This window comes from Novosphingobium sp. AAP93 (assembly GCF_001296055.1).
GTDB lineage: Bacteria > Pseudomonadota > Alphaproteobacteria > Sphingomonadales > Sphingomonadaceae > Novosphingobium.
Genome location: NZ_LJHZ01000009.1, coordinates 1 through 20,618, shown reverse-complemented (window position 1 = coordinate 20,618; position 20,618 = coordinate 1). Strand labels below are relative to the sequence as shown.

General features: G+C 66.3%; 20 protein-coding genes and 1 tRNA gene. 12 read left to right on the top strand and 9 right to left on the bottom strand.

Features of this window, described 5'->3' with window-relative positions; translation table 11 throughout:
* Positions 1–58 precede the first annotated feature (58 nt).
* The 6 genes from IP83_RS01880 (at position 59) to IP83_RS01855 (ending at position 7,934) form a co-directional block, all read left to right on the top strand.
* Complete coding sequence (locus IP83_RS01880; protein WP_054120513.1) at positions 59–2,167, top strand: bifunctional rhamnulose-1-phosphate aldolase/short-chain dehydrogenase; 2,109 nt, start codon at positions 59–61, stop codon at positions 2,165–2,167.
* A 26-nt stretch (positions 2,168–2,193) separates the two neighbouring features.
* A complete protein-coding gene (locus IP83_RS01875) occupies positions 2,194–3,123 on the top strand; it encodes an alpha/beta hydrolase (protein ID WP_054120512.1) in 930 nt (309 codons plus the stop codon).
* Complete coding sequence (gene rhaI, locus IP83_RS01870) at positions 3,120–4,409, top strand: L-rhamnose catabolism isomerase (protein WP_054120511.1); 1,290 nt, start codon at positions 3,120–3,122, stop codon at positions 4,407–4,409. Before IP83_RS01875 ends, rhaI begins: the two co-directional genes overlap by 4 nt.
* 179 nt (positions 4,410–4,588) lie before the next feature.
* Positions 4,589–5,650 (top strand): DUF47 family protein, encoded by a 1,062-nt coding sequence (locus tag IP83_RS01865; protein WP_054120530.1) that lies wholly within the window; start codon positions 4,589–4,591, stop codon positions 5,648–5,650.
* Positions 5,651–5,671: 21 nt separating this feature from the next.
* Complete coding sequence (locus IP83_RS01860; RefSeq protein WP_054120510.1) at positions 5,672–6,685, top strand: inorganic phosphate transporter; 1,014 nt, start codon at positions 5,672–5,674, stop codon at positions 6,683–6,685.
* 97 nt (positions 6,686–6,782) lie between these two features.
* Positions 6,783–7,934 (top strand): glutathione S-transferase family protein, encoded by a 1,152-nt coding sequence (locus IP83_RS01855; RefSeq protein WP_054120509.1) that lies wholly within the window; start codon positions 6,783–6,785, stop codon positions 7,932–7,934.
* Between the two features lie 13 nt (positions 7,935–7,947).
* Here IP83_RS01855 and IP83_RS01850 read toward each other — a convergent pair.
* From IP83_RS01850 to IP83_RS01840, 3 genes are all read right to left on the bottom strand, one after another.
* A tRNA-Thr gene (locus tag IP83_RS01850) sits at positions 7,948–8,022 on the bottom strand.
* An 18-nt stretch (positions 8,023–8,040) separates the two neighbouring features.
* Positions 8,041–8,913: a hypothetical protein gene (locus IP83_RS01845; protein ID WP_054120508.1), complete on the bottom strand. Its 873-nt coding sequence runs from the start codon at positions 8,911–8,913 to the stop codon at positions 8,041–8,043.
* The gene (locus tag IP83_RS01840) at positions 8,910–10,232 is read right to left on the bottom strand and encodes a replication-associated recombination protein A (protein WP_054120507.1); all 1,323 of its coding nucleotides are present in this window, start codon (positions 10,230–10,232) and stop codon (positions 8,910–8,912) included. Before IP83_RS01840 ends, IP83_RS01845 begins: the two co-directional genes overlap by 4 nt.
* A gap of 167 nt (positions 10,233–10,399) precedes the next feature.
* Between IP83_RS01840 and IP83_RS01835 the strand changes: the two genes are divergently transcribed.
* Genes IP83_RS01835 through IP83_RS01825 form a run of 3 tightly spaced genes read left to right on the top strand, consistent with a single transcriptional unit; the run spans position 10,400 to position 11,843 of the window.
* Complete coding sequence (locus IP83_RS01835; protein WP_054120506.1) at positions 10,400–11,026, top strand: PadR family transcriptional regulator; 627 nt, start codon at positions 10,400–10,402, stop codon at positions 11,024–11,026.
* Complete coding sequence (locus IP83_RS01830; RefSeq protein ID WP_054120505.1) at positions 11,023–11,355, top strand: DUF2218 domain-containing protein; 333 nt, start codon at positions 11,023–11,025, stop codon at positions 11,353–11,355. The genes IP83_RS01835 and IP83_RS01830 overlap by 4 nt, the downstream gene beginning before the upstream one ends.
* Before the next feature lie 53 nt (positions 11,356–11,408).
* Entirely contained in the window at positions 11,409–11,843 is a 435-nt protein-coding gene (locus IP83_RS01825) for a hypothetical protein (protein ID WP_156309537.1), read from the top strand.
* Here IP83_RS01825 and IP83_RS01820 read toward each other — a convergent pair.
* The 3 genes from IP83_RS01820 to IP83_RS01810 form a co-directional block, all read right to left on the bottom strand.
* Positions 11,840–13,072, bottom strand: coding sequence for a glycosyltransferase family 1 protein (locus tag IP83_RS01820; RefSeq protein WP_082364419.1), 1,233 nt, complete (start codon positions 13,070–13,072; stop codon positions 11,840–11,842). The genes IP83_RS01825 and IP83_RS01820 overlap by 4 nt on opposite strands.
* A gap of 123 nt (positions 13,073–13,195) precedes the next feature.
* Positions 13,196–13,573, bottom strand: coding sequence for a hypothetical protein (locus IP83_RS01815; RefSeq protein ID WP_054120503.1), 378 nt, complete (start codon positions 13,571–13,573; stop codon positions 13,196–13,198).
* Between the two features lie 117 nt (positions 13,574–13,690).
* Complete coding sequence (locus IP83_RS01810) at positions 13,691–14,140, bottom strand: hypothetical protein (protein WP_054120502.1); 450 nt, start codon at positions 14,138–14,140, stop codon at positions 13,691–13,693.
* Between the two features lie 229 nt (positions 14,141–14,369).
* Between IP83_RS01810 and IP83_RS01805 the strand changes: the two genes are divergently transcribed.
* A complete protein-coding gene (locus IP83_RS01805) occupies positions 14,370–15,950 on the top strand; it encodes an amidohydrolase (protein WP_054120501.1) in 1,581 nt (526 codons plus the stop codon).
* Between the two features lie 72 nt (positions 15,951–16,022).
* Here IP83_RS01805 and IP83_RS01800 read toward each other — a convergent pair whose 3' ends face one another.
* The gene (locus IP83_RS01800) at positions 16,023–17,033 is read right to left on the bottom strand and encodes a zinc-binding dehydrogenase (RefSeq protein WP_054120500.1); all 1,011 of its coding nucleotides are present in this window, start codon (positions 17,031–17,033) and stop codon (positions 16,023–16,025) included.
* 93 nt (positions 17,034–17,126) lie between these two features.
* Positions 17,127–17,348 (bottom strand): 4-oxalocrotonate tautomerase family protein, encoded by a 222-nt coding sequence (locus IP83_RS01795; RefSeq protein WP_054120499.1) that lies wholly within the window; start codon positions 17,346–17,348, stop codon positions 17,127–17,129.
* A 73-nt stretch (positions 17,349–17,421) separates the two neighbouring features.
* Between IP83_RS01795 and IP83_RS01790 the strand changes: the two genes are divergently transcribed.
* Positions 17,422–18,030, top strand: coding sequence for a TetR/AcrR family transcriptional regulator (locus IP83_RS01790; protein WP_054120498.1), 609 nt, complete (start codon positions 17,422–17,424; stop codon positions 18,028–18,030).
* A 63-nt stretch (positions 18,031–18,093) separates the two neighbouring features.
* On the opposite strand, the gene typA is transcribed toward IP83_RS01790, so the two are convergent.
* Positions 18,094–19,920, bottom strand: a complete 1,827-nt coding sequence (gene typA / locus IP83_RS01785) for a translational GTPase TypA (RefSeq protein WP_054120497.1) — start codon at positions 19,918–19,920, stop codon at positions 18,094–18,096.
* 206 nt (positions 19,921–20,126) lie between these two features.
* Here typA and IP83_RS01780 point away from each other — a divergent pair, with 206 nt between their 5' ends.
* A complete protein-coding gene (locus IP83_RS01780; protein WP_054120528.1) occupies positions 20,127–20,543 on the top strand; it encodes a DUF805 domain-containing protein in 417 nt (138 codons plus the stop codon).
* Positions 20,544–20,618: the final 75 nt, after the last annotated feature.

Here is a 20,618-nt window from a genome sequence, read left to right as displayed (position 1 = left end):
GTGGAAATGTTAGCAGGCTCTCGCAATCGCAGCCCATCGCTGCCCCCGGAAGGATGCCATGAACGCCCATACGCCTGTAGCTCCAGCGATTCCCTTCGCCGTGCCCGCCAACCGCTGGGACGATGCGCACGCCGCCACGCTGCGTCCGGAAGAACTGCTGCTCTATCGCTCGAATCTGCTCGGCAGCGATCTTACCGTCACCAACTTCGGTGGCGGCAACACCTCGGCCAAGCTTACCGGCATCGATCCGCTGACCGGCGCGGACGTCCCCGTCCTCTGGGTCAAGGGCTCGGGCGGCGATATCGGCTCGATGAAACTCGACGGCTTTTCAACGCTCTATCAGGACAAGCTGCTCACGCTCGAAGCGCACTATTCCGGGCCGGACGACGACGACAAGATGGTCGGCTTCCTTCCCCACTGCACCTTCAATCTCAATGCGCGCGCCGCCAGCATCGATACGCCGCTCCATTCGCTGCTGCCCTTCGCGCATGTCGATCACGTCCACCCCGATGCGATCATCGCGCTTGCGGCCAGCTCCGGCGGCGAGGCGGCGACCCGCGAGATCTGGGGCGGCCGGGTCGGCTGGCTCCCCTGGAAGCGCCCCGGCTACACGCTCGGCGTGATGCTGCGCGACTATGTCCGCGCGAACCCGCAGGTTCAGGGCGTCATGCTCGCCGGCCACGGGATCATCTGCTGGGCAGACAGCGCCAAGGCCGCCTACGAACACACGATCAGCCTCATCGCCGACGCCGCGCGCCATCTCAATGCGGCGATGGCCGGAAAGCCCGCGTTCGGCGGCCAGGTCATCGCGCCCCACCCGGACCGCGCGGCCATCGCCGCCGATCTCATGCCCCGCCTGCGCGGCCTGATGACCGGCGCGCGGCGGAAAGTCGGCCACTATTCCGACGATGCCGAAGCCCTCGAATTCACCGGCAGCGCGGACTTCCAGCGCCTTGCCGCGCTCGGCACCTCGTGCCCCGATCACTTCCTGCGCACCAAGATCGCGCCGCTGACGCTGGACCCTGCGCGCCTTACCGACGACGCCTACCTCGCGCAGCAGCTCGCTGATTACCGCGCGCTCTACGCCGCCTATTACGAGCGCTGCAAGCGGCCGAATTCCCCCGCCATGCGCGATCCCAACCCGGTCGTCGTCCTCGTCCCCGGTGTGGGCCGCATCACCTTCGCCACCGACAAGACCACCGCCCGCCTCGCCGGCGAATTCTACGGCAACGCGATCAACGTGATGCGCGGCGCCGAAGCCATCGGCGAGTACATCGCGCTCGACGAACAGGAAGCCTTCGACATCGAATATTGGCTGCTCGAGGAAGCAAAGCTCCAGCGCATGCCCGCGCCCAGGCCTATGGTCGGCCGCATCGCGCTCGTCACCGGCGGGGCGGGTGGCATCGGCGCCGCCACCGCCGCGCGCTTCCTGCGCGAAGGCGCCTGTGTCGTCCTCGCCGACCGCGATGCCGCGGCAGCCGAGGACGTCCGTGCCGGTTTCGCCAAGCAGTTCGGCAAGGATGTCGTCCGCGCCGTGGCCTGCGACGTCACCGACGAGGCGCAAGTCCGTGCCGCCTTTGCTTACACCGCGCGCGAGTTCGGCGGGCTCGATGTGCTCGTCGCCAATGCCGGCATCGCCAGCTCTGCCCCCATCGAGCAGACCACCGTCGAGCTGTGGGACCGCAACTTCGATGTCCTCGCGCAGGGCTATTTCCTGACCGCCAAGCATGCCTGGGGCCTGCTCAAGCGCATGAAGGAGCAGGGCGGCACCTCTGTCGTCTTCATCGGCTCGAAGAACGCCGTCGCCGCCGCCGCCGGGGCCTCCGCCTATGCCTCGGCGAAGGCCGCCGCCAACCATCTCGCGCGCTGCCTCGCCCTCGAAGGCGCGCCCGAAGGCATCCGCGTGAACGTCGTCAATCCCGATGCCGTGATCAAGGGCAGCAAGATCTGGGACGGCGACTGGCGCAAGGAACGCGCCGCCTCGAACAAGGTCGACGCCGGCGAGGAGCTCGAAGCCCACTACCGAGGCCGCTCGATGCTGAAGCGCGACGTCCTCCCCGAAGACATCGCCGAAGCCGCCTACTGGCTGGGCTCGGACCTGTCCGCCAAGTCCACCGGCAACATGATCAATGTTGACGCGGGCAACGTCCAGGCGTTCACCCGGTAAGCATGACGAGGGAGAGGATAATGAGAATGAACACCAGAACCGCGCTTGCCGCCCTCGCGCTCGCCATCGCCGTGCCCGCATTCGCGCAAGGCGGTCCGCCGCCGATGGAGCCCGCCGCCGCGCCTGCCGAGCCGAACGCCATCCCGCTCTATGGCGACAGGACGCCCGGCTCCGCGTCCACCGAAAGCTGGGTCCTCGTGATGAAGCGCGACTACGCCGTGCGCAATGTCACCCGGCCCACGATCACGCCGTTCCTGCCCGATCCCGCCAAGGCCACCGGCGCTGCGGTCGTGGTCGCGCCCGGCGGTGCGTTCATGATCCTCGCTCTTGATCCGGAAGGCACTGCCGTGGCCCGCGCGCTCGCGGCTCGCGGCATCGCCGCCTTCGTCCTCAAGTACCGCCTCAATCCTACGCCGGCGGACGAGGCCGAGGCGGGCAAATACATGCAGCAGCAGTTGATGAAGGAGGTCGGCCATCCGATGACCGGCGAACTGCTCGGCAAGTCGATGGCCCCCACGGATGGCAAGGCCGCCGTCGCATGGGTCCGCGCTCATGCAGCGCAGTATGGTGTCGATCCCGCACGCGTTGGCATGATGGGCTTCTCCGCCGGCGCGATGACCACCCGCCGTGTCGGCCTCGACGGCAAGGGCGACGCGCGCCCGGCCTTCCTCGGCTATATCTACGGGCCGCAGGATGCCGAACCCGGTCCGATCCCCGCCGATGCGCCACCGCTGTTCGACGCCATCGCGCTCGATGACGAGTTCTTCCCGAACAAGGGCTTCCCGATTGCCCAGGCCTGGCTCGCGGCAAAGCGTCCGGTCGAGATCCACGGCTACCAGACCGGCAACCACGGATTCGGTCTTGGCCGCCCCGGCACCACCACCACGCTGCTCATGGACGAGTTCACCGCATGGCTTTCGATGCAGGGCTTCCTCGCGCGAAAGGATGCCAAGTGACGCTTCCCATTTCCGCCGACCTCATCGCGGAGCGCAATCACGCCCACCGCGAGGCGCTGGAGGACGACTACGCCGCGCTCGGCCGCAAGCTCGCCCGGGCCGGGATCGATATCGATGCAGTGAAGGCCAAGGTCGCGGGTTTCTCCGTCGCCGTCCCCTCATGGGGCGCAGGCCGAGGCGGCACGCGCTTTGCCAAGTTCCCGATCCCCGGCGAGCCCACCAATATCCACGAGAAGCTCGAAGACTGCGCCGTCATCCAGCAACTCGGTCGCACCACCCCGCGCGTCTCGCCCCATTTTCCGTGGGACAAGGTGAGCGATTACAAGGCCCTGCGCGAGGAAGCCGCCGCCCTCGGCCTCGGCTTCGATGCGGTCAATTCCAACACGTTCCAGGACCAGCCCGGCCAGCCCCACACTTACGCCCACGGCTCGCTCGCCGCGCAGGATGCCGCCACGCGTCAGCAGGCGGTCGAACACAACATTGAATGCATCGCAATCGGCCAGCAATTGGGCTCCACCGATCTCACCGTCTGGGTCGGCGATGGCACGAACTTCCCGGGCCAGCAGGATCTTGGCCGCAGCCTCGACCGCTATCTCGAGGCCGCCGCGAAGATCTACGCTGCGCTCCCCGATGACTGGCGCATGCTTCTGGAACACAAGATGTTCGAGCCCGCGTTCTACTCCACTGTCATCTCGGACTGGGGCTCCTCGATCCTCGCCGCGCAGGAACTCGGCCCCAAGGCCAAGTGCCTCGTCGATCTGGGGCATCACGCGCCCAACGTGAACATCGAACAGATCGTCGCCCGCCTCCACCGCTTCGGGAAGCTCGGCGGCTTCCACTTCAACGACAGCAAGTACGGCGACGACGACCTCGATTCCGGGTCCATCAACCCGCACCAGTTGTTCCTCGTCTTCAACGAACTGGCCGAGGCTGAGCTCAACCCGCGAGACGGCTTCAACCCCAGCTACATGATCGACCAGTCGCACAACGTCACCGATCCGATTGAATCGATGCTGTCTTCGGCTGAAACCATCGCCCAGTGTTACGCCAAGGCCGCGCTGGTCGACCGCGCCGCGCTGCACGCCGCGCAGCAAGCCAACGACACGATGATGGCCTTCCAGGCCCTGCGCCGCGCCTACAACACCGATGTCGCGCCCATCCTTGCGATGGCGCGCTTGGAGGCCGGCGGCGCAATCGATGTGCTGGAAGCCTACCGCCTCAGCCAATATCGCAGCCGCAAGGCGCAAGAACGCAAAGCAGTGGGTCTGGGCGCAGGTATTGTGTAAGCGGGCGCGATACCGCCCATGAAATCTGACGATATCTCGTCAAATTTCAGTCACGAAACTGGCGTTGCCACGCAACCGATGGTCTAGAGATCGCGGTTTTACCGGGAGTCTTTACCATCCGTCAGATTGCTGCCCTGCCGTACCGCTTTGAAGACGTCACCGCCGATGCCCAGGTGCGCCTGATGCTGGTCACCTCGCGCGAGACCAAGCGCTGGGTCATTCCCAAGGGCAATCTGCCGGGTTCGCTGCTGCCCCACATCGCCGCCGCGCGCGAGGCCGAGGAGGAAGCGGGCGTTTCCGGCGCCGCCTGCCCGACCCCGCTCGGCAGCTATCGCTACCGCAAGAAGCGCGGCAACGGCGCTTCGCTGATGGTCGATGTCGATGTCTTCCCGCTCGCCGTTACCCGCGAAATGCCCGCATGGAAGGAGCAGCACCAGCGCGAGCGCCGCTGGTTCACGCTGGCCGAAGCGGCGGATGCGGTGGACGAACCGGATCTCCGCGATCTCATCAGATCTTTTGCCGCATCCGAATTCAGGGCAGCGACACAGCGTACGAGTGTGCTAGGGGCGGCCCTACACCACTCACGGATGGGATCGATGTTCGCCTGGTTTCAGCGTCTCCTGCCCCGCACGGGCAATTTCTTTGACATGTTCGAGGCTCACGCCACCACTGTCCTCGCCGCTTCGGACGCCATGGCGCGCCTGCTCGAGGAAGGCTCCTCCAGCGCCGACCACATCCGCGAGATCATCGAGCGCGAGAACGATGCCGACGAGATCACCCGCTCGGTGCTCCAGACCGTGCGCAAGACCTTCCTCACCCCGTTCGACCGCGGCGCGATCACCAGCCTGATCGGCGCGATGGACGATACGGTGGACGAGATGCACTCGGCCGCCAACGCCATCGCCATCTACGAGCTCAAGACCTTCGCGCCCGAAATGCGCGACATGGCCGCGATCATCGTCGATGCCGCGCGCGTCATGGCCGAGGCCGTGCCGCTGCTGCGCGATGTCGCCCGCAACGGCGCGCGCCTCCACGAACTCACCGAGCGGCTGGTGCGGATGGAAGCCCATTCGGACGAGATCCACGCCGCTGGCCTGCGCCGCGCGCTGCGCGATCATGGCGCGACCGATACGCTGCGTTTCGTGGTAGAGCGCGAGGTCTACAAGCACCTCGAACGCATCGTCGACGCCTTCGAGGATGCAGCGAACGAGATCGACGGCATCGTCATCGATCATTCGTAAGGCGGGCAGGGGGCTTACCGCATGCATGAGCTTGCCTTCCCGCTGCTGGTCGGGCTGATCCTGATCGCGCTGGCGTTCGATTATCTCAACGGCCTGCACGATGCGGCGAACTCCATCGCCACGGTCGTCGCCACGCGCCTGCTCAGCCCGGTGCAGGCGGTGGTCTTTGCCGCCGTGTTCAATGCCGGCGCCTATTTCCTGACGATCACGTTCCCCAGTTTGCAGGCTGTCGCCGCCACCATCGGCAAGGGCCTGATCGACAAGGATCTCGTCACCCCGGCGGTCGTCTTCGGCGCGCTGATCGGGGCGAGCACGTGGAACATCCTCACCTGGCTCAAGGGCATTCCCTCCTCCTCCAGCCATGCGCTCGTCGGTGGGCTGATCGGCTCGGGCCTCGCCCATGCGGGGATGACCGGCATCCAGTGGAGCGGCCTCAACAAGACGCTGATCGCCATCGTGCTTTCGCCCACCATCGGCATGCTGCTGGCGATGCTGGTCATGCTGCTCACCAGCTGGCTGTTCCGCAATGCCACCGCGCGCGGGGCGGAAACGCGTTTCCGCTATCTCCATCTGCTCTCCTCCGCCGCCTATTCGCTGAGCCACGGCCTCAATGACGCGCAGAAGACGATGGGGATTATCACTGTCCTGCTCTACTCGACCGGGCGCCTCACCGGCCCCTTCGAAGTGCCGCACTGGGTGGCGATCTCGTGCTACCTCGCCATCGGGCTCGGCACGCTGACCGGCGGCTGGAAGATCATCGAGACGATGGGCGGGCGCATCACCAAGCTCTCGCAGCACCAGGGCTTCAGTGCTTCGGCGGCGGGCTCGATCGTGCTGTTCGGCGCCTCGGCGCTCGGCATCCCGGTCTCGACCACCCACACCGTGACCGGCGCCATTATCGGCGCCGGCACCGCCCGCCGCGCCTCCGCCGTGCGGTGGGGCGTGGCGCAGAGCGTGGTCGTCGCCTGGATCATCACGATCCCGGCTTCAGCCGCTGTCGGCGCGCTGTTCTATGCGCTGACGACGCTGTTCTGAGGTTCGCGCCGGCAGGCGTCCGGTCCGATTTTTCGCCGGACCTGTAGCTATTTGCCCGTACCGTCCGAACCCGTCGGACTGCAAACGAGGGGGGATCATGCCGGAGCACAGCTTCATCCTGTGGGGCACGCCGCATTCGCTGTTCACCGGCAAGGTGCGCAGTTATCTTCTGAAGCACGGCATTCCCTTCACCGAACGGACGCCCGCCGATCCCCACTTCGCCGCCGAGATCGTCCCCGCCATTGGCTTGCAGGTCGTGCCGGTGCTCGAAACTCCGGACGGCGCGTTGTGGCAGGACAGCACGGTCATCATCGACCGGCTCGAGCACCGCGAACCGCGCTTGCAGGCAGCTGGCACGGGGCTGCGCGGCGTCATCGCGCACCTCCTCGACGCCTTCGCCTGCACGGCGCTGCTCCCGATGGCGATGCACTACCGCTGGAGCTACCGCGACCAGCAGGAGCAGTTCCTGCTCGCCGAATTCGGGCGGGCGATCCCTGCGGGCGCCGTCCCCCCGGCCCACAAGGCGGCCGCCACGGCCAGGGTCATGGACAAGTTCGCCGGCTTTCTTGCCAGTCTTGGTGTGACAGCGGATGTCATTCCGGTGATCGAGCAGGACTACCTCGATCTGCTTGCCGCGCTCGAAGATCACTTCCAGCACGAACCCTATGTCCTTGGCCGCGCGCCCAGCCTCGCCGATTTTGGCCTGATGGCGCCGCTCTACGCCCATCTGGCGCGCGATCCGGTCCCCGGCTTCATCATGAAGACCAAAGCTCCGGCGGTGGCCCGTTGGACCGAGCGGATGAACACGCCGGGACTGAGCGATCCTGAATTTGGCCCAGCCGACGCATCCGAACCGGCAGGCTTGCCGCCGACGCTGCCCCCCATTCTCGAAGTCGTCTTCCGCATCTGGACGCCCGGTCTGCTGGCCGACGCGGCGCTGTTCAACGCCTGGTGCGGCGCGCTGGAGGATGCGGCCCCCGGCACGCTGGTTTCGGCGGATTCGCGGCGCCTTGTCCACGCGCGCCTCGGCCCGATCACCTACACGCGCGGCGGCACCACGTTCAGCCGGGAAAGCCAGCCGCAGGCGCTGTGGCATCTCGCCAGAGCACAAGCGGCAGCCGCCGCCCTGGAGCCGGCGGAAGCGTCGGAACTGCATAGCCTTCTGGCACGCACCGGCGGGATCGAGGCACTTGAAATAAGCCTCGAGCGGCCGCTTGTGCGCAAGAACAACGTTTTGGTGCTGGGGTAGAGTGTTTGGGAAATGGTGCCGGCTGAGGGATTTGAACCCCCGACCTTCGGTTTACAAAACCGCTGCACTACCACTGTGCTAAGCCGGCGCTGAAAGCCCCTTAGCGTCAGGTGGCGCCAAAGGTCCAGCCCTCGGTGCGGGCAATTGCATCCGTAAGGCCTGCCGGGGCCCACAGCGCCGGATCGTGCGCCACCTTGCGTAGCCATGCTGAGGTGATCAAGGCATCGCAGGTGTGGTCGTCAACTGGGCCGCGCAAGCCTGCCCGACCGCTCCCCAGCCGCGCCAGCGCTTCATCCAGTTCCGCGCCATCCCTGATCTTCGACCGGCTCGCACTCCGCCCCGCCGCCATCGCCGCGATCGTCGTGTAGATCTCGCAGACCACCGAGCCCGTCTCGGGAAACGGATCGATCGGCCAGACCGGCAGACCTCCCTCCAGCCGGTGCAGCACGCGCATCCCCGAAAGGCTCGATTTGCCCACTTGCGCCGCGCCGACCAGATTGAAGTTTGAATAAGGCGAGCAGCCCATGGCCTGCTGCGCCAGTTCGGTCACCCGCAGCCGCCCGCGCCCGCCTCCAAAGGCGGCGCCTTCACGCCCGCCATGCCGCCGGAAATACGCACTCGCCTCGGGATGGTCGACGAACGCCCCCACCGCCAAGTGCGGCTCATCGGCGCAAATCGCGTCGATCAGCGCCCACAAGCCCTTGGCATCTGCGGGGCTTTCCGCCCAGCCGGGAAAGAACGCGCCTCGATCCACAAAGGCGAGAGAGATCCCAAGGTCCACCCCCACCAGCGTATCCGCCGGCAGGTCCTCCACCAGCCAGTGCAGCACTTCGGTGCGCGACCACCGGTGACCCGCCCGCACCAGCCTTGGCGCAGCTGCACCCTCGTCCCAAATCGCCAGCGCAATTCCCCGGTGCCGTTCGCCCGCCGCGCCGGACCAGTCGATGGCCGCGAAATGCCGGAACCGCCCGGCTCTCATTCCCCCCGCCGCTCGCGCCGCTTCTTGTCCCACCAGTCGAGCCGCTTCTGGATTTCCCGCTCGAACCCGCGCTCGACCGGCTTGTAGAACGTCTGCGCGCGCATCCCCTCGGGCCAGTAGTCGGCGCCCGAAAAGCCGTCCTCCGCCTCGTGGTCATAGGCATAGCCCTCGCCATAGCCGATCTCCTTCATCAGCTTGGTCGGGGCGTTGAGGATATGCGCGGGCGGGGAGAGCGATCCCGTCTCCCGCGCGCTCGCGAAAGCCGCCTTCTGCGCCGCATAGGCCGCGTTCGACTTGGGCGCCGTCGCCAGATAGAGGCACGCCTGCACGATGGCGAGCTCCCCTTCCGGCGAGCCGAGGAACTGGTAGGCATCCTTCGCCGCCAGGCACTGCACCAGCGCCTGCGGGTCGGCGAGGCCGATATCCTCGCTGGCAAAGCGCACCAGCCGCCGCAGCACGTAGAGCGGCTCCTCGCCCGCCGTCAGCATCCGCGCCATGTAGTAGAGCGCCGCCTGCGGGTCCGATCCGCGCAGCGCCTTGTGGAGCGCGGAAATCAGGTTGTAGTGCCCGTCGCGGTCCTTGTCGTAGACCGCCACCCGCCGCATCAGGAACTTGGCCAGTTCCTCAGGCCCAAGGGGGGCAGGGAGCGACACGTCGAACAGCGTCTCGGCCTGTCCCAGCAGAAACCGCCCGTCGCCATCGGCCGAAGCGATCAGCGCCTCGCGCGCCGGAGGCGTCAAAGGCAAGCGCAGTCCGGTCAGCTCCTCCGCCCGCGCCAGCAACGATCCCAGCGCCTCGGCATCCAGCCGGTGCAGGATCAGCACTTGCGCGCGGCTGAGGAGCGCCGCGTTCAGCGCAAAGCTCGGGTTCTCGGTCGTCGCGCCGACCAGCGTGACGGTGCCCTTCTCGACATAAGGCAGAAACCCGTCCTGCTGCGCCCGATTGAAGCGGTGGATCTCGTCCACGAACAGCAAGGTCTTGCGCCCGATCTGCGCCATGGCTTCCGCCTCGGCAAAGGCCTTCTTGAGGTCCGCCACGCCCGAAAACACCGCGCTGATCGCCACGTAGCGCAGCCCCACCGCATCGGCGAGCAGCCGCGCGATGGTCGTCTTGCCCGTGCCCGGCGGCCCCCACAGCACGATCGAGGAGAGCTTCCCCGCCGCGACCATCCGGCCAATCGCGCCGTCCGGCCCCGTCAGGTGATCCTGGCCCACGACTTCGCCAAGGTTTGCCGGACGCAGCCGCTCGGCCAGCGGCGCATCATCGGCAGCGTGCTCGCGCGGCGTTTCGGCGGGGGCAGGGGCGAAGAGGTCGGCCATGGTTTCCCCGATCTAGTCACCTGCAGGCATTTTTGCATCCTCCCTCTTGCCAAGATCGTTTAAAGATATATCTTAGACGCATCATGAAACATCAAGGACGCACAATGCGATTCGCCAAGGACAACTCTTTTCACGGCCACGGACATGGCCATAAACACCACTTCGCCATGAAGATGATGGCCAGAGGATTTGGTGGCGGCTTCGGGGGCTGGGGCCACCGCGGCGGCGGCTGGGGCGGCGGCTTCGGCGGCGAGGACTGGGACGATGAAGGCCCGGGCTTTGGCGGACGCCGCGGCCGCCATGGCGGCAGAGGCGGCCGCATGTTCGGCCCCGGCGAACTGCGCCTCCTGCTTTTGCTCTTGCTCGACGAGCAGGACCGCCACGGCTACGAACTGATCAAGGCGATCGAGGAACTCGCCGCCGGCGCCTATGCGCCCAGCCCCGGCGTGGTCTATCCCACGCTCTCGCTGCTGGTCGACGAAGGCATGATCGCCGAAGTCCCGGGGGAAGGCGCCCGCAAGGCCTTCACCATCACCGATACGGGCCGCGCCGAACTTGCGCCCCGGCTGGAGGAAGCCAAGGCCATCGTCCAGCGCCTCGGCGATTTCGGCAAGGCCCGCGCTGACGCCGAAGGCCGCACCGGCAGCCCGCCCTTGCGCCGCGCCATGGCCAACCTGATGATCGCGCTGCGCCACCGCGCCGGCCGCGGTCTCGACGAGCCCACCGCCCACCAGATCGCCGATATCCTCGACGAAGCTGCCCGCAAGATCGAACGCCTCGGAGCCGCGCAATGAGCCCAGAGTCCAGCAGTGCAATCGCCAACGTCGCCACAGCCCATGCCAGCAAGTACCTCCAACAGGTCTGCAAGCACTGGGAACACAACCTTGCCGTCAGCTTCGATGCGCAGCGGGGCACCGTCACCTTCCCCCGCGACGCGCGCGGCGCCTCGTGGGCGGGTGACGCGCTCGTCACCTTCACGGCGCACCCCGAAGCACTCGAATGCCGCATCGATGCCAGCGAGCCGGGCCAGCTGGGCGGCCTCAAAGGCGCCGTCGAACGCCACATCGACCGCTTCGCCTTCCGCGAGACGCTGACGTGGGATTGGTCCGATCTGGCAGGTTGATTGCCCTTCCGTCCGCTCCGGCGTATCATCGGCGCCGGAGCGGGAGAACACTGATGCCCCTGAACCCAAGACCTAGAGCAACGGTATCCTTCTGGTTCGTCGCCGTCCTCAGCCTGCTGTGGAACCTGTTCGGCTGCTACGATTATCTGATGTCCAAGCTTTCGCCCGAAAGCTATTTCGCCAGCATGGGGATGAACGCCGAAAGCGTTGCCTACATGGCCGGATTGCCGGGCTGGCTCACCGCCTTCTGGGCACTCGGCGTGTGGGGCTCCCTTGCAGGCTCGCTCCTGCTGCTGGCCCGCTCGCGCCTCGCCGTACCCGCCTTCGCGCTTTCGCTCGCCGGTCTTGCGGTCAGCCAGCTCACGCAGGAGTTCTGGCTCCACCCACCGCAGGCAGGCCCCATCGGCCTGATCCTCATGGTGTGGTCCGCGCTCGTCTTCTTCCTGATCTACGCGCGCAGCATGACCGCCAGGGGCGTACTGCGCTAGCGCCGCTTCAGCGCGTCCTTCTGGCGGATCAGCCTCAGGTAGGTGTCCGCCACCGCCTGGTTGATCGCATCCCAGCTGAAATCGAGCGACCGCCGTTCGCCCGCCGCGCCGTGCTGCGCACGCAGGTCGGCATTCTCGACATAGGCCCGCAGCGCCTCGGCAAAGTGATGCAGTGCCCCCGGCGCGATCAAGCGGCCCGAAACGCCGTCGGAAACAAGGCTCTGGCTCCCCGTCGCCGCCGCCGCCACGACCGGTACCGCGCAGGCCATCGCTTCCAGCGTCACGTTGCCGAATGTCTCGGTCACGCTCGGGTTGAACAGCACGTCCATCACCGCCACCGCGCGCCCCAGATCCTTGCCGCCCTGAAACCCGGTGAACACCGCGCCCGGCAGCCGCGCCTCGAACCACGTCCGCGCCGGGCCTTCGCCCACCACCATCACCCGGTGGCGCGTGCCTTCACGCGTGCCGCGGCGGTTGAGTTCGTCGATCGTGTCCGAAAACACGTCGAGCCCCTTCTCCATCACCAGCCGCCCGAGGAAGCCGATCACCACCTCGTCGTCGGCAATGCCCAGACTGCGCCGCCATTCCAGATCGCGCCGGCCGGGGTTGAAGATCGTCCGATCCACCCCGCGCGACCACAGCGAGATGTCGTAGTTCATGCGCTCCTCGCGCAGCACTTGCGCCATCGATTCGGACGGCGCCACCAGCGCATCGCAGCGGCGGTAGAACCGGCGCAGCAGCGCGGTCAGGATCGGCTCCAGCCACGCCATGTTGTAATAGCGCGGGTAGGTGTCGAAGCGGGTGTGCACGCTTGCCAGCACCGGCAACCCGCGTCCGCGTGCCCAGGTCACCGCGCGGTGCGCCGCCGGGTCGGGCGAGGAGACGTGGACGACATTCGGCTGGAATGCCTTGAGGTCGGCGCGGGCCTTCCGGCCCAATGCGAAGGGAATGCGATACTCCGCGCGGCCCGGCACGGGAAACGAAGGCAGCCCCACCAGCTTGCCCATCGAAGGAAACGCGGGCTTTCTCACCTTGGGCGCGAACACATGGACTTGCGCGCCCTGCCGCTGGAGATAGCCCACCAGCCGGTTCAGTGCCTGGTTCGCCCCGTCGCGCACATAATTGTAATTGCCGCTCAGCAGCGCAACCCGCAGCCCCTTGAGCGGCGCTTCGGCGAAGCTCGGTTCCGGCGCGGTATCGAAGCTCTTGGCTGGGGCAGGGCGGTCCATCCGCGCGGCCATAGTGTCTTTTGCTCATATAAGAAAGGCGCACCGGTCACCTTGGCGCATGACGCCGCAAGGTGACCGGTGCGTGCAGGGGTTCGTGGAGGCGCAAGCTTGGAGGACCCGAGCTTACCAACCGCGCCAGCCTCCACGATCACCCCAACGATCATGCTCCCAGCGTTCGTGTTCCCAACGCTCGTGCTCGCGCCAGCGCCGCCATTGTTCATAGCGCGGATCATAGCCGCGCCACACCGGATAGGGGCGGTAGACCGGATAGGCCGGGTAGTAATACCCGCCGTAATAGCGCGGGCGGTTGTCATAGCGGACATAGACGTCCGAATTGCGGTCCGATGCGATCGCCGCGCCCACGGCCAGCCCCAGCACGCCTGCGCCGATCGCGATGGCGGCATCGTTGCCGCGCCGCCCGTGCGCCTCGGCCGGCACCGCCATCGCCATGCTGCCCGCAGCGAGCGCGGCAGCGACAAGTCCTGGTTTCCAAAGCTTCATGGCTGTTCTCCTTGGCAGGCCCGGTCCGGCCTGCATGTGCTGCAAAGAGGAGCGCCTCCGGGCTGAACCGTTTCTGAAGCGGCGCGGGCAATGCGCCGCGCCGCTCCAAAGCTGCGATCAGTTGCCGTCCTGGTCATAGTCCGGATCGCGATACCCGCGCCGGTCGTAGTAGCCGTCGTTCCCCTGCGGATAGCCATCGCGGCTGTAGCCCGGCTGCCCGCCCTGATAGCGCTGGTCATAGGGATCGCCGTTGTAGGCACCCTGCCACGTCGGCTGCCCCCGGTACTGGTTCTGATACTGGCCCTGATAGCGGTTGTCGTACCGGCGATAGGCCCGGTCGCGATCCCGGTTGCGATTGCTGTTCGCCGCCGAAACGATGATCGCACCCAGCGCGAGGCCGATGATGCCCCCCGCGATTGCCGCACCGGTGCTGTCGCCGCCGCGATGGTGGCGATACCCGCCATAACCGCCGCCGTAATAAGGGTCCGCCATCGCCGGGGTGGCGCTGGCGAGCGCAGTGGCGGCAAGGGTCACTGCCAGCACGGCCTTCTTCGCAAACTTGATCATGTCACGTCTCCAGCGGCCTGCTGTGGATCGGACCCCCCGATCTCGATTCGCTGCCGTTGAAGACGTGTTTACGATTCGCTCCCTGAACGGCGCCGGCATGGGGAATGCAGGCGGCGTTCAGGTTCAAAACGGTTTTTCTGAACGAATGCGGCACTGCCCGTTTCGGCGCCATCCCCGATTGCCTGCCGCGCCTTGGCGGGTATCATCCCGGCTCGAAGGGGAAGTTCCGATGCGCACTCTGCTTGCTGCCAGCCTCATGGCTCTGTCCGCCCACTCCGCCGCCCATGCCGAGGCCCCGGCTGCGGTCAAGGCCGAAGCCGCCGCCACCGTCGATGCCCGCGCCGCTGAACTTGCCGGGATGATCGATCAGGTCTTCAGCTATGCCGAGCCCGGCTTTCAGGAAGTGAAGACCAGCGCCTACCTCTCCGGCATTCTCGAGAAAAACGGCTTCAAGGTGGAGCGCGGCGTCGCCGGCATCCCCACCGCCTTCACCGCCACCTGGGGCGAGGGCGGCCCGCTGATCGCGCTCGGCAGCGATATCGACGGCCTGCTCGGCCTCTCGCAAACGCCCGGTGTCGCCAGCGCCAAGCCCTTGGTCGCGGGCGCGCCGGGGCATGGGGAAGGGCACAACAGCGGTCTCCCGATGATGATCGTCGCCGCCATCGCCGCCAAGCAGGCGATGGAGAAGAACGGCATCAAGGGCCGCATCATGGTCTGGCCGGGCGTCGCCGAGGAACTGCTCGCGACCAAGGCCTATTATGTCCGCGCCGGAATGTTCAAAGGCGTCGACGCGAACATCTTCGCCCACGTCGATTCGCAGCTTTCCACGCAGTGGGGGCCGATGGCGATGACCGCCGCACTCAGCGTGGAATACACTTTCACCGGCCGCACCGCCCATGCCGCCGCCAATCCTTGGGACGGCAAGAGCGCGCTCGATGCGGTCGAACTCATGGACACCGCGTGGAACTTCAAGCGCGAGCATCTGCCCGTCACCCAGCGCAGCCACTACGTCATCACCAATGGCGGCAGCCAGCCCAACATCGTCCCCGGCAAGGCCAGCGTCTGGTATTACTTCCGCGATACCAGCCTGCCCGCGGTCAAGACGATGTACGAAGCCGCCAACCGCATCGCGGAGGGCGCCACGCTGATGACCGGAACAAGCGTCACCCGTCGCGTCCTCGGCCACGCCGCCACCAACTACGGTAATCGCCCCCTTGCCGAAGCAGCCTTCGCCAACATGCAAGCCGTCGGCCTCCCGCAATGGACCGCGACCGACCAGGCCTTCGCCAAGGCCGTGCAGCTCGGCTTCGACCGCCCGGTCCAGCCGCTCGAAACCGCCGGCCCGCACTTGTGGTCGCCCGATCACCCCGATCCGGAAGCATCAAGCGGCTCGGACGATATCGGCGACATCATGTGGACAGTGCCCAGCATCACGCTGCTCTATCCCTCCAACGTCCCCAGCCTCTCCGCGCACAACGTGATGGCCGCCGCCGCGATGGCCACGCCCATCGCGCACAAGGGCGCCGTTGCCGGGGCCAAGGTCGCGGCGATGACGGTGCTCGACCTGATGACCACGCCCGAACTCGTTGCCAAGGCCAGGGCGTGGCAGCAGGAAGTCCAGTTCAAGACCGAACACTACGAACCCCTGCTCGGCCCCGACGACAAGCCCGCGACCTACCTCAACGCCGACCTCATGGCCAAACTGCGCCCGGCGATGGAGCCGCAGTATTTCGATCCCAAGAAGTACAGGTCGTACCTGCAGCAGCTGGGGATCGACTACGAGAAAGCGGGGGCCGTGGCGGGGAAGTGAGGATTGAAGAGCCGTTGACCTTTCCCTTTCGGCAAAGGAGCAATGCCGTCAGATCGCCTCCCTGTTGCGCCATCAGCGTTCCACCAACATCGGCTTGATGGACGGTTCGGCAAGGATACGCGGTGCATCCTCAAGCGGTGCGACTTCGCTCGTGACAAGCTCGGGACGCACGCGCCCCGCCGTTACGAAATCCATGGCTGCGGCGACATTGGGTTTGCCCCGTCCCCGACCGGTGTAGAAATGGATGCCACGCGCATACATCTCCATGAGTGGCAGCGCGATATCGGTGAAATGACCGCCCACGCTCGAGCATGTGCCTTCGGGTTCGGTGGAGCGAATCGCGCTCAGCAGGGACTCGCTGTTGGCGCTGGCATCGATCACGATCGGGTAGGCGCCATGGCTTCGTCGCGGCGGCCCCTCGATCGCATTCGCGCCAAGCTCTGTTGCAATCTCCAGCCTGTGGCGGTCTGTATCGACATAGTCGACGCGCGATGCCCCGCCCGCCACGGCATAGGCTGCCGCATACAGCGCAATCGAACCGCATCCGCCCAGGATCAGCACCGGCGCGCCCGGTTGCGCCGCAAGGTGCGGCACGGTGAGTTCATAGCCGAACGGCAGATTGTCCGAGAGCGATGCCAGATGAGTGGTGTCGATCCCGGGCGGCAGCGGGGTCAGTGCGAAGCTGGCGAACGGAACACGCACGAGACTTGAGAACAGCCCACCCCAAGCGCCGCCGACCGGCAGCCCATACATCGCGCCAGGCGGGTGGCTCGCGCAGGTATTGGGCAGATGCCGATTGCAGCGATGGCAGTGGCCGCAGGAGATATGCCAGCTGACCACCACGTGCTGGCCCGGATAAAGCCCCACCGTACCCGCACCGGCTGTCACCACCTCGGCAATCGCTTCATGGCCGATGGCGAAGGGCCCCTTGAAGGGTGCCTCGCCACGAATGATCAACCGGTCGAGATCGCACAAGGTTGCCGAGATCGGGCGGACAATGGCGTCCTCGGGGTGCTGGAGCACCGGATCGGGCCGATCCTGCCACTCGAGCAAACCGGGTTTAAGGAAGACAAGCTCACGCATGACGGCGGACTCCCCTTGCACGCCCTGTTTCGTTCAGGGCTGCGGCAACGGTGGCAGCCGCGTCGATCGCAGCCGCCCCGTTGCCCCAAGTCATCACTTCGGCGCCAGCGCGGCCTGCATCTGTTCGAGGGTGACCGCTCGCCCACCCATGCCCCAGCCGCCATCGGGCACCTCATTGATCTGAACCCATGTGAACTGCCGTGCGGCGGGGATGCCCTCGGCCTCAAGGCAAGCGTCGGTGACCTTGGCGATCATCGCGGCTTTCTTTTCCTGGCTGAGCGAACCGGCAGGCACGGAAATCTGGACGAGTGGCATAAAACCTCCTATGTATGACGATTGTCATATCCGTATATTATGATGATCATCATAGTGCAAGGGGAGATTTGACGTGGTGGTGAAAAAGTCGGTTCGCGATGCGATGATCGATGCAGCGGCCACACTGATTGGTCAGCGCGGTGTGTCAGCCAGCGGGATGCAGGACATTGTTGTCGAGGCGGCAGCGCCGCGCGGATCGATCTATCACCATTTCCCTGGCGGGAAGGATGAGCTGGTGATCGCCGCGCTCACCAGGGTCGGCGAGGTGGTCGAGTCGGCGATCGCCTATGCTGCGGCAAAAAGCGCCAGTGCCGATAGCTTTGTTGTCGCTGTCGCAGCGCTGTTCCGGGCCGGTGCCGAGCAGAATGGCTGGAGCGAGGGATGTCCGGTGGCCGCCACCGCGATCGAAGGCGATCGCCAGTCGCCCGCGGTACGCGAAGCAATCGTCGCGATCTTTCGCGCATGGCAGGGGGCTATTGCCCGGGGGCTAAGCCGTCACGATCGCGCCGATCCCGATTTCGAGGCGCTCATGCTGATTGGCGCGATCGAGGGCGGTCTTTTGTTGGCGCGTGGGTTGCGGTCGGCGGAGCCTTACGACGCTGCCATCGCTCTGTTGCGGCGTGGATTGGGGGACGCCGCCTCGGCTGTCACCGGCATGGAGGCGGTCAATGCCAGCCAATGATCCAACCCAAACAAATAGGGCGACCAAAAGGCCGCCCCTCATGTTTCGCCCCGAAAGCAGCGCTTACGCCGCTTCCTTCTTGCGCCCGGCCTTCTTGCGCTCGTGCGGATCAAGCAGCGCCTTGCGCAGGCGGATCGACTTCGGCGTCACTTCGACCATTTCATCGTCGTCGATATAGGCGATGGCCTGTTCCAGCGTCATGATCTTCGGCGGGGTCAGGCGGATCGCGTCATCCTTGCCGCTCGAGCGGAAGTTCGTCAGCTGCTTCGACTTCATCGGGTTGACCTCGAGGTCTTCCGGCTTCGCGTTCTCGCCGATGATCATGCCTTCATAAAGCGGCGTGCCCACGCCCACGAACAGGATGCCGCGCTCTTCGAGCGGCCCGAGCGCGTAGGCGACAGCCTCGCCGGTGCCGTTCGAGATCAGCACGCCGTTCTTGCGGCCCTCGATGCGGCCCTTGTAGGGGCCATACTTCTCGAACAGGCGGTTCATGATACCGGTGCCGCGCGTGTCCGAAAGGAACTCGCCGTGATAGCCGATGAGGCCGCGCGAAGGCGCCGAGAACGTGATGCGGGTCTTGCCGCCGCCCGAGGGGCGCATGTCGATCATCTCGCCCTTGCGGTTGGCCATCTTTTCCACGACCGTGCCCGAGAATTCATCGTCCACGTCGATCACGACCGTTTCATACGGCTCAGTGCGCTCGCCGTTCTCGTCCTCGCCGAAGAGGACGCGCGGGCGGCTGATGCCCAGCTCGAAGCCCTCGCGGCGCATCGTCTCGATCAGCACGCCGAGCTGCAGTTCCCCGCGGCCCGCCACTTCGAAGCTGTCCTTGTCGGCGCTCTCGGTCACGCGGATGGCGACGTTCGATTCCGCCTCGCGCTCGAGCCGGTCGCGGATCATGCGGCTGGTCACCTTGGTGCCCTCGCGGCCCGCCATCGGCGAATCGTTCACCGCAAAGCGCATCGAGAGCGTCGGCGGATCGATCGGCTGCGCGTGGAGCGGCTCGGTCACGGTCGGATCGGCAATGGTGTTCGCCACGGTCGCCACCGTCAGGCCCGCGATCGAGATGATGTCGCCCGCCTTGGCTTCGTCCACCGGCACGCGCTCGAGGCCGCGGAACGCCATCAGCTTGGAAGCACGGCCCGTCTCGATCACCTTGCCGTCACGGTCGAGCGCGTGGATCGGCGAGTTGACCTTGATCGTGCCCGACTGGACCTTGCCGGTCAGGATGCGGCCAAGGAAGTTGTCGCGGTCGAGCAAGGTCACGAGGAACTTGAACTGCCCGTCGACATCGGCGGCCGGCGGCGGCACGTGATCGACGATCTTCTGGAACAGCGGCGTCAGCGTGCCCTCGCGTGCGTCCTGGTCCTCGCTCGCATAGCCGTTGCGGCCCGAGGCGTAGAGCACGGGGAATTCGAGCTGCTCGTCATTGGCATCGAGGCTGACGAAGAGGTCGAACACCTCGTCGAGCACTTCCTGCGGGCGGCCATCGGGGCGGTCGATCTTGTTGACGACGACGATGGGCTTGAGGCCCAGTGCCAGCGCCTTGCCGGTCACGAACTTGGTCTGCGGCATCGCGCCTTCGCTGCTGTCCACCAGCAGGATCACGCCGTCGACCATGCTCAGGATGCGCTCCACCTCGCCGCCGAAGTCGGCGTGGCCGGGGGTGTCGACGATGTTGATCCGCGTGCCTTCCCACTCGACCGAAGTGCACTTGGCCAGAATGGTGATCCCGCGCTCCTTTTCGAGGTCGTTCGAATCCATCGCGCGCTCTTCCACGCGCTGGTTGTCGCGGAAAGTGCCGGACTGGCGGAACAACTGGTCCACCAGCGTGGTCTTGCCGTGGTCGACGTGCGCGATGATCGCGATATTGCGCTGGGCATTGGACATGAGCATGCTTTCGGTTGAATATCTGCGGCGCAGCCCGCTGGCTCCGCCGTATCCGGCCAAACTGAGGCCGGACTAACGGGCGCGCGCTTACCCGCAATTGTGCGCTGCGGCAAGGGTACGTGGGTGCCAAAGCGGGGGCAATGCTTGCCGCGCCCGCCGATTTGTGGCTCAACCTTGCCAAACGGCATCACCACGGGAGGCGCGCGATGAACTGGATGCTCATGCCCTACCGGCGCTACGCCGAATTCACCGGCCGCTCGCGCCGCCGGGAATACTGGATGTTCGTGCTGTTCTACGTGCTCGTCTTCGTGGTGCTGAACGTGCTGTTCGGCACCAACGAGGTCACCCGCACACCCACCGGCTTCGGCTACGGCAGCCGCCTCGTCGGCGGGGGCGGCGTGCTCGGCGGCCTCTTCGCGCTCGCCAGCTTCATCCCCGCACTCGCGGTTTCCGTCCGCCGCCTGCACGATCAGGACCGCTCGGGCTGGCTGCTGCTGCTCGGTCTGATACCCTTGTTCGGCGGCTTCGCGCTGTTCGTCCTGATGTGCCTCGAAGGCACGCGCGGCCCCAATCAGTACGGCCTCGATCCCAAGAACCCCAGCAACGTCGACATCTTCAGCTAGTCACAACCGGAAGCCCCCCTCCCCGGCGGGGAGGGGATGGGGGAGGGGGCTCGGCCTCTCTGGCAAACGTGGCGC

Coding starts and splice junctions, on each gene's coding strand:
- IP83_RS01815 (WP_054120503.1), bottom strand. CDS start 13,573: ATGAAGCTTTGGAAACCAGGACTTGTCGCTGCCGCGCTCGCTGCGGGC.
- typA (WP_054120497.1), bottom strand. CDS start 19,920: ATGTCCAATGCCCAGCGCAATATCGCGATCATCGCGCACGTCGACCAC.
- IP83_RS01860 (WP_054120510.1), top strand. CDS start 5,672: ATGCATGAGCTTGCCTTCCCGCTGCTGGTCGGGCTGATCCTGATCGCG.
- IP83_RS01795 (WP_054120499.1), bottom strand. CDS start 17,348: ATGCCACTCGTCCAGATTTCCGTGCCTGCCGGTTCGCTCAGCCAGGAA.
- IP83_RS01780 (WP_054120528.1), top strand. CDS start 20,127: ATGAACTGGATGCTCATGCCCTACCGGCGCTACGCCGAATTCACCGGC.
- IP83_RS01855 (WP_054120509.1), top strand. CDS start 6,783: ATGCCGGAGCACAGCTTCATCCTGTGGGGCACGCCGCATTCGCTGTTC.
- IP83_RS01875 (WP_054120512.1), top strand. CDS start 2,194: ATGAACACCAGAACCGCGCTTGCCGCCCTCGCGCTCGCCATCGCCGTG.
- IP83_RS01845 (WP_054120508.1), bottom strand. CDS start 8,913: ATGAGAGCCGGGCGGTTCCGGCATTTCGCGGCCATCGACTGGTCCGGC.
- IP83_RS01810 (WP_054120502.1), bottom strand. CDS start 14,140: ATGATCAAGTTTGCGAAGAAGGCCGTGCTGGCAGTGACCCTTGCCGCC.
- IP83_RS01830 (WP_054120505.1), top strand. CDS start 11,023: ATGAGCCCAGAGTCCAGCAGTGCAATCGCCAACGTCGCCACAGCCCAT.
- IP83_RS01805 (WP_054120501.1), top strand. CDS start 14,370: ATGCGCACTCTGCTTGCTGCCAGCCTCATGGCTCTGTCCGCCCACTCC.
- IP83_RS01835 (WP_054120506.1), top strand. CDS start 10,400: ATGAAGATGATGGCCAGAGGATTTGGTGGCGGCTTCGGGGGCTGGGGC.
- IP83_RS01880 (WP_054120513.1), top strand. CDS start 59: ATGAACGCCCATACGCCTGTAGCTCCAGCGATTCCCTTCGCCGTGCCC.
- IP83_RS01800 (WP_054120500.1), bottom strand. CDS start 17,033: ATGCGTGAGCTTGTCTTCCTTAAACCCGGTTTGCTCGAGTGGCAGGAT.
- IP83_RS01820 (WP_082364419.1), bottom strand. CDS start 13,072: ATGGACCGCCCTGCCCCAGCCAAGAGCTTCGATACCGCGCCGGAACCG.
- IP83_RS01840 (WP_054120507.1), bottom strand. CDS start 10,232: ATGGCCGACCTCTTCGCCCCTGCCCCCGCCGAAACGCCGCGCGAGCAC.
- IP83_RS01825 (WP_156309537.1), top strand. CDS start 11,409: ATGCCCCTGAACCCAAGACCTAGAGCAACGGTATCCTTCTGGTTCGTC.